The sequence below is a fragment of the Spirosoma spitsbergense DSM 19989 genome (assembly GCF_000374085.1).
GTDB lineage: Bacteria > Bacteroidota > Bacteroidia > Cytophagales > Spirosomataceae > Spirosoma > Spirosoma spitsbergense.
On the sequence record NZ_KB893558.1, the window covers coordinates 50,568 to 62,462 of the forward strand.

Annotated in this window: 12 protein-coding genes; 2 read left to right on the forward strand and 10 right to left on the reverse strand. The window is 49.0% G+C overall.

The genetic code is table 11. The features are described 5' to 3' along the window. Positions 1 to 173: 173 nt before the first annotated feature. Positions 174 to 1,760 carry a hypothetical protein gene (locus tag B157_RS0119875; RefSeq protein ID WP_020605061.1) on the forward strand — a complete coding sequence of 529 codons (1,587 nt, stop codon included), beginning with the start codon at positions 174 to 176 and terminating at the stop codon, positions 1,758 to 1,760. A gap of 3 nt (positions 1,761 to 1,763) precedes the next feature. On the opposite strand, the gene B157_RS0119880 is transcribed toward B157_RS0119875, so the two are convergent. From B157_RS0119880 to B157_RS0119910, 6 genes are all read right to left on the reverse strand, one after another. Then, on the reverse strand, positions 1,764 to 2,633 hold the full coding sequence (locus B157_RS0119880) for an aldose 1-epimerase family protein (RefSeq protein ID WP_020605062.1): 870 nt from the start codon (positions 2,631 to 2,633) through the stop codon (positions 1,764 to 1,766). An 84-nt stretch (positions 2,634 to 2,717) separates the two neighbouring features. Beyond that, entirely contained in the window at positions 2,718 to 3,185 is a 468-nt protein-coding gene (gene rpsG / locus B157_RS0119885) for a 30S ribosomal protein S7 (protein ID WP_012928933.1), read from the reverse strand. A 58-nt stretch (positions 3,186 to 3,243) separates the two neighbouring features. Further along, positions 3,244 to 3,672, reverse strand: coding sequence for a 30S ribosomal protein S12 (rpsL, locus tag B157_RS0119890; RefSeq protein ID WP_026260665.1), 429 nt, complete (start codon positions 3,670 to 3,672; stop codon positions 3,244 to 3,246). A gap of 203 nt (positions 3,673 to 3,875) precedes the next feature. Further along, the gene (locus B157_RS0119895; protein WP_026308821.1) at positions 3,876 to 4,199 is read right to left on the reverse strand and encodes a DUF3467 domain-containing protein; all 324 of its coding nucleotides are present in this window, start codon (positions 4,197 to 4,199) and stop codon (positions 3,876 to 3,878) included. 84 nt (positions 4,200 to 4,283) lie between these two features. Next, the gene (locus tag B157_RS0119900) at positions 4,284 to 7,733 is read right to left on the reverse strand and encodes a pyruvate carboxylase (RefSeq protein WP_020605064.1); all 3,450 of its coding nucleotides are present in this window, start codon (positions 7,731 to 7,733) and stop codon (positions 4,284 to 4,286) included. A gap of 250 nt (positions 7,734 to 7,983) precedes the next feature. Then, on the reverse strand, positions 7,984 to 9,114 hold the full coding sequence (locus B157_RS0119910) for an SPFH domain-containing protein (protein WP_020605066.1): 1,131 nt from the start codon (positions 9,112 to 9,114) through the stop codon (positions 7,984 to 7,986). A gap of 114 nt (positions 9,115 to 9,228) precedes the next feature. Between B157_RS0119910 and B157_RS0119915 the strand changes: the two genes are divergently transcribed. Then, positions 9,229 to 9,882 carry a DUF1345 domain-containing protein gene (locus B157_RS0119915; protein WP_020605067.1) on the forward strand — a complete coding sequence of 218 codons (654 nt, stop codon included), beginning with the start codon at positions 9,229 to 9,231 and terminating at the stop codon, positions 9,880 to 9,882. A gap of 6 nt (positions 9,883 to 9,888) precedes the next feature. Here B157_RS0119915 and B157_RS39075 read toward each other — a convergent pair whose 3' ends face one another. The 4 genes from B157_RS39075 to B157_RS35790 all read right to left on the reverse strand — a co-directional run. Then, positions 9,889 to 10,059 carry a hypothetical protein gene (locus B157_RS39075; RefSeq protein ID WP_020604561.1) on the reverse strand — a complete coding sequence of 57 codons (171 nt, stop codon included), beginning with the start codon at positions 10,057 to 10,059 and terminating at the stop codon, positions 9,889 to 9,891. Positions 10,060 to 10,216: 157 nt separating this feature from the next. Beyond that, a complete protein-coding gene (locus B157_RS37580; protein ID WP_084761845.1) occupies positions 10,217 to 10,378 on the reverse strand; it encodes a transposase in 162 nt (53 codons plus the stop codon). Further along, positions 10,379 to 11,380 carry an IS110 family RNA-guided transposase gene (locus tag B157_RS0119925; protein ID WP_020605069.1) on the reverse strand — a complete coding sequence of 334 codons (1,002 nt, stop codon included), beginning with the start codon at positions 11,378 to 11,380 and terminating at the stop codon, positions 10,379 to 10,381. 198 nt (positions 11,381 to 11,578) lie between these two features. Next, positions 11,579 to 11,895: IS30 family transposase (locus tag B157_RS35790; protein ID WP_020605070.1), on the reverse strand; the 317-nt coding region annotated here is incomplete at its 5' end.

Here is an 11,895-nt window from a genome sequence, read left to right on the forward strand (position 1 = left end):
CCCATTTTCACCCGCATAAGTCAGTATTGTTTTTTCCCGGGAAAATATAATTATTATAGGCGATACTAGCCTATTGGCTAAGAAAAGTCTTAAAAAAGGAAGCAAAGGCTACCGGGACAAAATCTTCACCTTATTTTTACGTTCTTTAAAACGGACCTCTCCCCAACCTAACTATGAACCGAACTGCCGGTATATTAGCGTGGTTGCTATTCAGTAGTATCATTGATAGTAGCTATGCGCAGGATTCGAAATCGTTACAGCTTTTGTTGCCGACACAAGCCAACTGGAATGTAGTACCTGAGGGCGGTACCATCCGGTTAGACCTGAAAGTTGCGGGCATAGCGCAGGACTCGGTAACGTTTAGTCTGGGGGCTGATAAACAGGAGGGGATGGCGATTGATTCAACCGGCCATTTCCGCTGGACACCCGGCTTTGGTCTGGCAGACCGACTTCAAACAACGAAAGTTTATCCGGTAACTTTTGATGTCCACACCAGGCAGGGGCAAACGGCTTCTCATACGGTTGAGATTAAAGTACTGGATGTTAATCGTCCTCCCGTAATCAGCGAATTAAGGCCATTTTACGTAAGCTACCGCACGCAGAATACTTATAAAATGGATTCGCAGGTAGTGCATGACGACGATGGCGACCCGCTGGTATTTATCCCTATTGCTGATCAGATGCCCGAAGGCAGCAAGCTAACATCGCAGGGGGAATTAACCTGGACGCTGTCTCAGAATCAATTTAATAAGGTCAGGCAGACACCGCAGTATATTGAATTCTGGGTAGAAGATCAGCCGGCCAAAACGCGTACCAAAGGACGACTGAAAGTGGAAGCAACCCAGATGGACCTTCCCCCTGATATCACCGTAATACCCGGCGAAAGGCACTACAAGCTGAAGGAGAATGCAACCGTTAACCTGAAGTTTTACCTCTCCGACCAAAACGGCGAAGATGATGTAGAAACCTTTGATTTTTTATCAGACAATCAGGATATTCCTAAAACCGCACTCGTCAAAAACACGAACAATCAGTACGAATTCATCTGGCAACCTGGCTACGCGTTCGTAAAAGATCCCTATGACTCTCTGGGTGTTCAGATTACGTTTTATGTGCTCGACAAAGCTAAGAATCGGGCCGAACGCCGGATTACATTCACCGTGCTGAATACCGTCAACGAGGCCGAAAAGGATCGGTATTACTATACCCAATACCGACAGTTGCTGGTTCAGGCATGGGGGCTTATTGAGCAACTGAGCGAGAAAGAGGAACAACTCAAACACGATTACAAAAAAGCCAAGGGGGGTAAACGAAACCGCTCGGTAGCCAATGCATCGTTGGGGGCCGTAACGGGCGTAACCCCCGCTGTTACGGGGGCAAGTACGAGTACGGATGTGCAGAAGAATGGGCGTGTCATTTCTGCTATTGGTGGTACGGCCGTGTTGACAATGGGTACGCTGGAGGCAACCGAAGTGATTGGTAAGTCGATGAAAGATTTGCTGGACCGCTACAACTACGTACTCGCCAAGCGGAGTGAATTACAGAACAAAGGCGATGTATTTGCCCGTGAATTTGCGTTAAAATCGGCCCGGCGCAGTGGAGACTTCATTAAAAAGCTGGATGATTTTCGCAATTCAATGAGTCTTAGCGGTTTGATAGCCCTAGAGCTGGATGCCAACTGGCAAAGCAGAAAGCAAGCAACGGATAAAGCCCTCAAGCGCACGTTCAAGGATTTTACATCACTGGAAGAAACGCAATAGTCGCTATATGATCGTTATCGAAAATGAAGTTTCGAACACGCGCCCCGCTTCTACAGACTGAATCAGTTCTTTCTCCTGAATAGGCTTCGGTTGTCCCTCACTATCGGCACAGCCTAACCAGGGTTCAATACAGACGAACGGGGCACCGGGTTTTGCCCATAAACCCAGATAAGGGAAAGAAGGATAGTCCAGGATAACGGCATGGTTGTGCCTGTCAGTGCATATGGCCACACGCCGGGAAGCGAGGTTTTTGAAAACCAGCGCATCTTTATCAAAAAGATGTTTTGTTAAGCCCAAATGACGGCCTTTGGTAGGAACGGGTCTCGTTTCGCCAGTGAAATAGCCTGCTGCTGAGAGCAGATGAGTTTCTAATGCTTCATCCTGCTCGAATTCAAGATAATAATCTTCGTAAGCTTCTCCTGCGTTAAAAGGAACGGCGAAAGCCGGGTGCGCTCCAACGGAGAAAAAAACAGTTTTTTCATCCTGATTGACAACGTTATACGTGACAAGCAACCGGGCTTCATCCAGCTCATAGCTAATCTGAAACTTGAATTGGTACGGGAAATGTACCCGTGTCTTCTCGCTTGACCGTAACGAAAAAACAGCGTGCGTAGTGGTCGATTCCGTCGTTTCGAACAACGAAGTCCGGGTAAAACCATGCCGCTCCATCGGGTACGTTTTCCCATCAATCAGTACCTGATTATTCAGACAGCCGCCTACCACGGGAAACAGATTAGGCGCATGCCAGCCCCACACCGCTGGGTCGGCCTGCCAGAGGTGTTCAATACCACTGGCTTTATGAATAATAGATGTAAGCTCAGCCCCTTCGGGGCGAATAGTGACACGGAGGTGATTATTTTCTAAAGTAGTCATTGGTCAAAAATAGCAAAAGCTCCCCAAAACTGGAGAGCTTTTGTCAATACAAGGACCATCGGGACGCTGGCCTGTACGGTTGATTTAGAAACGGAAGTGCGAGAACGCCTTGTTGGCTTCGGCCATACGGTGCGTATCGTCCTTCTTTTTCACCGCTGCACCTTCGCCTTTAGCGGCTGCAACGATTTCGGCGGCTAGCCGGTCAACCATGGTTTTCTCACCGCGTGAACGAGCATACTTAATAAGCCATTTCATGCCTACTGCGACTTTTCGGTCTGCCCGTACTTCGGTTGGCACCTGAAAGGTAGCTCCACCGACACGACGGCTTTTTACTTCAACTGATGGCATGACGTTGTTCAATGCCTTCTTCCAGGTATCCAGACCACTTTCGCTAGTGCGTTTTGCCACCACGTCGAGCGCGTCATAGAATATGGAGTACGCCAGGCTCTTCTTGCCTTCGTACATCAGGTTATTAACAAATTTGGTTACGAGGACCTCTTTGTACTTTGGGTCGGGTAATACGTAACGCTTGGGCGGTTTCGCCTTTCTCATAATTGCTTCAGATTTTTGATCTTACTCTGCCGTGTATTTCAACGGGCAGTTGATTTAATTACTTTTTCTTTTTTGCCGGTGGCGCACCTTTACCGCCCTTAACAGGAGCCTGACCTGGTTTTGGCCGTTTGGCACCGTATTTGGAACGGCTTTGCAGACGACCGCTTACGCCAGCCGTATCCAGAGCACCCCGGATGATGTGATAGCGTACACCCGGTAAATCTTTTACCCGGCCACCGCGAATCAGCACGATAGAGTGTTCCTGTAAGTTATGTCCTTCGCCCGGAATGTAGGCGTTTACTTCCCGGCCGTTCGTCAGGCGAACGCGGGCAACTTTGCGAAGGGCCGAATTTGGCTTCTTCGGCGTGGTTGTGTACACCCGTGTACATACACCACGACGTTGTGGGCAGGCATCTAAAGCAGGCGACTTTGACTTGTCGATCAGCTTTTCGCGGCCTTTACGCACTAATTGTTGTATAGTAGGCATTCTTGATGTTAGTTGTGAAAAAACAGTCTTCCCGAATTTTGAGGTGCAAAGATACGGAAAACCGACTGAATGACAAGAGGGAAGGGAAGAAGTTTATAGTTTACGGTTTGACGCTTATGGCTATAGGAAGCCTTGAAATGCGTTCAATCCAACATCATAGCTTGTAAGTTTAATGGGTGATTTCGCGCAACCGTAAACCTCTTTTACGCCTGCCCTACTGGCCCGCCAAATCCGCCGGCCGGAAATCGGAACGCATCATTTGGCTCGTTGATGCCGCCGTAGGCCTCTTCGTAACGGCTTATGTTCTCCCGTAGCGCTTCCAGCAATCGCTTGGCATGCTCGGGTGTGAGGATGATACGTGATTTTACTTTTGCTTTGGGAACACCCGGCATCATTCGGATAAAATCCAGTATAAACTCACTATTCGAGTGTGCAATCATGGCCAGATTAGCGTAAATCCCCTCAGCAATTTCTTCACTCAACTCAACGTCGATGGCACCTTCCGGGTTTTGTTGTTCAGCATTCATGTGAATTAGTTTAATGGTAAAAGAGAAACCAACAGACACCATGCTGCCTGCTGGTTTTCGTAAAGCATTGTTGACACTGCAAAATTAAGACAATTCCACTACGCAATCGTCCTGCTCCACCACAGCGCCTTCTTTTAACACTACTTTTACTATTTTTCCTTCTTTCTGAGCCGCTACGATACTTTCCATTTTCATGGCTTCGATAACGAACAGAGGCTGATTTTTCTTCACCGTATCCCCGGCTTTTACCAGAATACGCGTCAGTCGGCCCTGCAGGGGCGTCCCTATATCACCCTCTTTGCTCACTTTAGCGTTCATTTCCTTCTCCACCTTCGAGGCTTTGTCCCGTACCTGAACCTGGCGACTCTGGCCGTTCAGTTCAAACGTGATGGTACGCATTCCGAACTCGTCCGGCTCCGACTTGAACAGCAACCGAACCAGGATGTTTTTGCCTTCCTCGATGTTGATCAGGATCTCTTCATTTTCCTTCAAACCGTAGAAAAATGCGGGGGTTGGTATGATACTAACGTTGCCGTATTGCTCATTAGCCTTGTAATACGCATCATATACCTTCGGGTACATCTGGTAAGACAGGTAGTCCACGAAACCATCACTGTGCGGGTACTTCTCCTGAAAAGCTTTCAAATCAGCGTCGAAGTCGATGGGTTCCAGATGACTATTGGGGCGATCCGTAATGGGTTTTTCCCCTTTGAGAATGGCCTGCTGAATATCCTGCGGGAAACCGCCTACGGGCTGCCCCAGTTCTCCCTTGAAAAATCCTTTTACTGATTCGGGAAACGTCAGTGAATCCCCCCGCGTCAGCACATCTTCAGCCGTTAGGTTGTTGGCCGTCATGAAAATGGCCATATCGCCTACCACTTTGGAAGAAGGCGTAACCTTCACGATGTCGCCAAATAACTGATTGGCTACCGAGTAGTTCTTCTTCAGCAACTCGAACTTATCGCCCAGTCCGGTGGCAATGGCCTGCGGTTTCAGGTTGGAGTACTGCCCGCCGGGAATCTCGTTTTCGTACACTTCGGCACTGCCCGCTTTCATACCCGACTCAAACGGATAGTAGTACTCCCGAACATCTTCCCAGTAGTTGGAATACGCATTCAGGGAATCCAGGTCGACCGGACACTCGCGCTCGTGACCCTGCATCATAGCTACCACGGAGTTAAAGTTTGGCTGTGATGTCAGGCCGGATAAAGCTCCGAGGGCACAATCGACAATATCAACCCCGGCATCAATGGCTTTCAGGTAGGTAGCCGCCTGAATACCCGCCGTGTCGTGCGTATGCAGATGAACCGGAATGCTTACCGCCTTTTTCAACTCCCGCACCAGCACATCGGCAGCCAGTGGTTTTAGTAGCCCCGCCATATCCTTGATGGCTAGCAGGTTTGCCCCTTCATCTTCGAGCTGGCGAGCCATATCGAGATAATACTGGAGCGTGTATTTTGTCTGTTTAGGATCGAGGATATCACCGGTGTAGCAGATCGCAGCTTCGCAAAGGGCATCGGTCCGCTCACGAACAGCCTTCATGCTTACCTTCATGGCGTCAACCCAGTTCAGCGAGTCGAAAATACGAAACACGTCGATTCCCGATTGCCAGGACTGCTCCACGAATTTCTCAATCAGGTTATCGGGATAAGCCGAATAGCCAACGGCATTGGAGCCGCGGAAAAGCATTTGCAGCAGCATATTGGGCATGGCCTCGCGCAGGGCTTCCAGGCGTTTCCAGGGGCTTTCGTACAGAAAACGCATCGACACATCGAACGTAGCACCACCCCATACCTCCATGGAAAACAGTTCGGGGTGACTCTTGGCAAACCCTTCTGCTACTTTCTGCAAGTCCTGCGTACGAACGCGGGTGGCCAGCAACGACTGATGGCCATCGCGAAACGTCGTATCCGTGTATAGTATACTCTTTTGCTCCTTTGTCCACTGCACAAATTTATCGCGGCCTAGCTCCTTCAGGCGGTCCCGGTTGCCAGCGGGATAGGCACTGTAGGTATCAAATGCCGGTACAACGGGCGTCCGGAATACTTTACTGTCGTCTTTATTTTTTACCGCCGGATTACCGTTCACGATCACATCCGCCAGGTAATTGAGTGCCCGGGTCGAGCGGTCCTGTGGTTTACGGAATTTGAACAGTTCGGGGTGGGTTTCGATAAACGAAACCCGCGCTTCGCCCCGCTGAAAAATGGGGTTATTAATGACATTCTGCAGAAAGCCGATATTGGTTTTTACCCCCCTAATCCGGAATTCCATCAACGCCCGTGCCAGACGCTGGGTAGCGCCTTTGAGCGTACGCCCCCGTGCCGACACCTTCACGATCATGGAGTCGAAGTAGGGCGATATTTTCATGCCCGCATAGCTGCTGCCTTCGTCCAGACGAATGCCAAAACCGGCTGCATTCCGGTAGGCCGTAATGGTGCCAAAATCGGGTTTGAAGCCGTTGGCAGGGTCTTCCGTGGTGATGCGGCACTGGATGGCGTACCCATTCAGCGGAACATCGGCCTGATTTTTAATATAGATGCCATTATCGGAAAGCTTATAGCCCATCGCAATCAGAATCTGCGTCCGAACAATGTCGATGCCCGTTACCTCTTCCGTAATGGTATGCTCAACCTGAATCCGGGGATTTACTTCAATAAAGAATATATCTTCATTCATATCGACCAGAAACTCGACCGTTCCGGCATTGGAGTAATTGACGGCCCGGCCCAGTTGCAGGGCATAGGCGTACAGTTTATCCTTTGTTTCCTGCTTTAGCCCGAATGATGGAGCTACTTCTACCACTTTCTGGAACCGCCGTTGCACCGAACAGTCGCGCTCGTAGAGGTGAACAATATTTCCGTGCTGATCGCCCAGCAACTGCACCTCAATATGCTTGGGGTCTTCAATAAACTTTTCGAGGAAAATGGTATCATCGCCAAAGGCATTCCGGGCTTCATTTTTGGCTTCGGAGAATGCTTTCGAAAAATCTTCGGCCTGCCGTACTACGCGCATACCGCGTCCACCACCCCCGGCGGCAGCTTTTACCATGACCGGAAAACCAATTCGCTCGGCTTCGGTCAGGGCAAATTCGGGGGTCATATCCGGCTCCCGTGAGTCAGGGATAAGGGGTACGTTCGCTTTGGTAGCCAGGTTTTTAGCCCGCACTTTATCGCCCAGCGCATCCATCGCTTCGGGCGATGGGCCGATGAAAATAATATTCTCCTCCCGACACCGGCGGGCCAGCTTCACATTCTCCGACAGAAAACCGTAGCCGGGGTGAATGGCATCTACCTTACGCCGTTTCGCCAGCAGAATAATGCCCTCAACATCCAGATATGGTTTCAGCGCATCATCATCCCGGCCAATTTGGTAGGCTTCATCGGCTTTGTAGCGATGGAGTGAATACCGGTCTTCGTAGGTATAAACAGCAACAGTCGTGATACCTAGTTCAGTAGCTGCCCGCATGATACGAATGGCAATTTCGCCCCGGTTGGCAACGAGCAAACGATTAATAGGTCGGATATACTCTTTCATAATTCTCAGTAAAAACAGCGGTAGGCTATGGGTACGTCAAATAAAGGAGCAAGATGGTTGAAAATTTCGAAAAAGCTTTTCCCGTCCGTATAATCATTGGAGAAGCCAGCTTTTTCCGGAAATATTGCAGGAAGGCGATTTCGTCACTATCCGTAATACTGGCTATTCCCCAGGGGATTGAGCTGGTGTTAAAGAACTGGATTATAGAAATTGTCCTCTAAAATCGCCAATGCCAACAGTAATGGCCTTGCTACATCAAATCGAAAAACATGAATTCATCCGGTTTCTGAATCCGGTACGTTTTCAACCACTGCTTCAATACGCTGGGGTCAGCAAACGCTTTTACGTCGGATTTGATTTGTTTGATGTCCCGTTTCAGCTGGGCAATATCGCTGTTTAGACTAAACTCCAGGGCTATTCTTGAACTAACGGCAAAGGCCGGTTTACCCGTCATGACGGCCAGTTCGTCGTGAAGCGAAACTAATTCCTCATCCAGTTCCTGGGTTTGCTGCCTCAGAATTTTGTTATAGTATTTAAGCTGCTCCTCGGCCAGGCTTTCCAGATGGGCCTGGTCAATGCGATCGAATTCGAGTTGTAGTCGCAATAAAGCCAGCAAATCGCTTTTTTCGTACGCTTCCGTTACGCGGTGCATGATTTCTGTTTTGCGCCCTTTCTCCGCTTCATCGGGTTCCCGGTCGGGGTGAAATGCCTTTACCAGGTCCATATATAGGGTTCGGACCGCTTTGGTAATCTTTTGCGCTTCGGCCTGTTTTTTGGCTTCGCGTTCCTGCTGTTTGGCCGTTTTGGGTTTGTCGGCTTTCTGTCGTTTGTTTTTTCCCTGTTCGGCCTGCTGCTGTTCTATTTTTTCCTGCATGTAAGCGGCCATTTTTTGCGGATCGCTCACGTCAGCATCATCATCGAACTGAATGCCAAACATCGTTTCCATCATTTCCTTCATCATGTCGGCCGTTTGCTCGTCGGCCTGGGTATTTACCTGATCGAAACCCTCGGTATTATACTTGTCGTAGATGGGCTTGAGGTCGTCGATCCCGTAGGTTGAAATCAATTCAAAGGCTATTTTCTGGATGAGGTCTGCCAGTTTCTTTTTTTCGGTCTTCGTAACTGTTTTTCCGTCATACACCCTATCGAACAGGCGCACCATCTCGGCCCGGAACTGGCTGTACTGCTCCACCAGTGGCCGGTAATCTTTTTGCACCCGTTGCTGGATATGTACAGCCGCTTCGCGCAGGTCGTGCAGGTCGGCCGTTAGTGTTTCAATCTTGCGGGTTAGTCGGTTAAACTCTTTCTGCGATTTTGAGAGAACGGCATTATCCTTTTTTGTTCCAATCTGGACAATAAGGTGTGAGTTTGGAGAAGGCATATCACTTGGACTGTTGAGAGAACGAAGGTACGACCGCGGGTTAAAAAAACCTGAAAATTTGGGGTACAGCCACCAAAAACCGTACTTCGTACCGACCCTTTTCCAATTGCCCACATGGCTGCCCGACTGATAGAGAAAATTGCGCGCTTTGATGCGCATCATCGATTCATTATTGCTCTGGCGGTGTCAGGAGGGGCATATTTTACGGTCCCCGACGATTTTAACGTGCCGGCCCGCATCACATCGATTTGGGTTGCGTTTGCGCTGATGGTGCTCGTCTTGTCCTGGACTGCTATCCTCGTACTGCATCCGCGCGATTTGCCGAAGCTATCCCGCATGCAGGATTCGAGCCGAACCTGGATACTGTTTTTTTCGTTGGCGGCTGCGCTGGCCAGTCTGTTTGCCGTTAAAGCCTTGCTCAATTCAATGGATGCCAACAGGCCGGAGCATCTTATACTGCCCGTTCTGGCCGTTGGCAGTGCCTGGAGTTTGGTACACACGGTCTTTATTCATCGGTACGCTCACCTGTATTACGGCAGTAGCGCGAACCAGAAAAAAAGACCTGGGGGGCTGGATTTTTCGGATGATACCGAGCCGGACTACCTCGATTTTGCCTATTTCTCCTTTGTCATCGGTATGACCAGCCAGGTGTCCGACGTGACCATTGGTTCAAAGGTTATTCGCCGAACGGCCCTAGCTCACGGCGTGCTGTCTTTTATTTTCAACGTGGTCATCATTGCGCTCACCATCAGCAGCCTTTCTAACTAACGGCAATCAGCGCGCCGATTTATCAGGGCGAGCCTGTTTTTTCGCCTGTTCCTGCTCATAGGCTTCGCGCTGACGCTTGTCGGCGATGAGGTTACGGTATAATCCGTTCAGAACGTATAAATCATCGACTTCGTCGATTAATCGGTGAAGATGTTCACGCACCTGCGTAATATTCATGGCATTGGGTAAATTTATTTCAGTACTCCGTACCGTTGGGGCAACCCGCAAAAAAACCTGTATGTACTAACAGCAATTCCCACTTTGACTTACTTTACTCTAATTGAACCTGAAACTGACCGGCTATATCAAGGTAAATATCTTGGTTCTTCCGACTCTATAGTGGTTGGAGAAAGTTGACGAGTATGCGCTCTCGAAACTGCTCAAAGTTTCGGAAACCGTAGCCCACTCGCTTCAAGGTCTTGATGGCGTTATTAATCCCTTCCACTAACCCGTTGCTATGCCGAGTGGAGAAAAATGCGGGGCCGATTTCTATGATCTATGCAAGTGCATGTTTATACTTTTCGTCATAATTTCGATCATCCCGAACACAGGCGAAAATGCGAAGTACAAGCTTGTTGCGAACATTGTTGATGACCAGCATTTTGTTCTTGCCCTCAGCCACTTTTCGTTCGTAATAAGCCTTCAGTTCGCTACAATGCTGAATAGCTGACAAGGCGGCTAAATGCAATAATGACTTCACTTTTTTATTGGCCATTTGACTGACTTTAGGCTTCCCCTTCCGCTGACCCGAACTGTGTTCAAAAGGAACTACACCCGCATAAAAAGCGTATTTTTTGGGATCTGTAATGCTCTTGAATTCATTAGTGGTGATGATCACTTCGACTGCCGTTGTCTGGCTAATGCCCTTAATAGAGGTCATTCGTTCGAAAAGGTGCTTGAGTTCAGGGTCGTTTTCAACCACCTCAGCAATTGACTTGTCTGTAGCTTTTAAATCTGCTTTGAGTGCTATCAAGGACTGACAGCAAGCCTGCTGATTGGATTTTCGATCGTCTTTACTAAGAAAGCCCTCAGTGTTAGAAAGGGGAGTTTTTAACAATTTGATGGCCTTCGTTAAGCGTGCTCGTTGCGCGGTAAGCCGATCTAACTGGCTGATAACCTGACGTGGAGGTGACCACAAACGAGCATCTTCCCGGTTCTTGTAGGCAAACAAGGCAATACGCTTCGAATCGAGTTTGTCCGTTTTGCCCCGGCATAAACCCAGGCTATCTTTAATATGGGCGGCTCGCTCCACCCAAATTGAGGTTTGGGAATGGAGTGTATTTAATAAAGGGTTATTATAGATTCCCGTAAACTCCAGGCAAAACAGGCAATCGACCAGTTTGGCTTTGGTTTGTTTGCGAAGCTCTTTGAGGAACTGAGTAATGCCTTTTTTGTCGTTGCTGACCTGCTGATGAAACAAGATTTTGTTAGTGGCTACAACGGCAAAATCCAGGGTATCTTTCGAGACATCAATACCAATGAAATGGGTGAAATTCATATCTTTGACTTGGTTAAAAGTGGTAACCAACACTTAATTTTCCTCATTACCTTGCTAATGGGCCGCGAACCCGCATTTCTATTTGAGGTTAAAAATTAAGAACCCGGTGGGGCTTCAATCGGCCCATAGGGTTTGCCTGGCCCGTGCGCTAAGCTATCCCACCGGGGTTGGTTTCTCACAGTTTGTGAGGGCTTTAAGTTACACGACTATCTTGGAATCGCACAACACTGTAAATCTAAAGGCCCGTGCGGTCTTGACGGGTAGTCCACTTCTGCGCAGGGCTTTGATAGCAGCCTTCGCTAAAGCACGGGCGTTTTTAGAAGCCAATTTAACAATCAGCACGTACTTGGTAAACCGCTCGACCAGGGTTAGCAGTACACCATCGTGACCTTTCCCGATAACCGTGTCCGCTTCCCAATGGCCCAGCTCGGTATTCGTCTCCACGATGGCTGGCCGCTGCTCGATGCTGACCCGGTTGGGGATCAATTCTCGTCGGATAGGCTGACCCCGTTTCT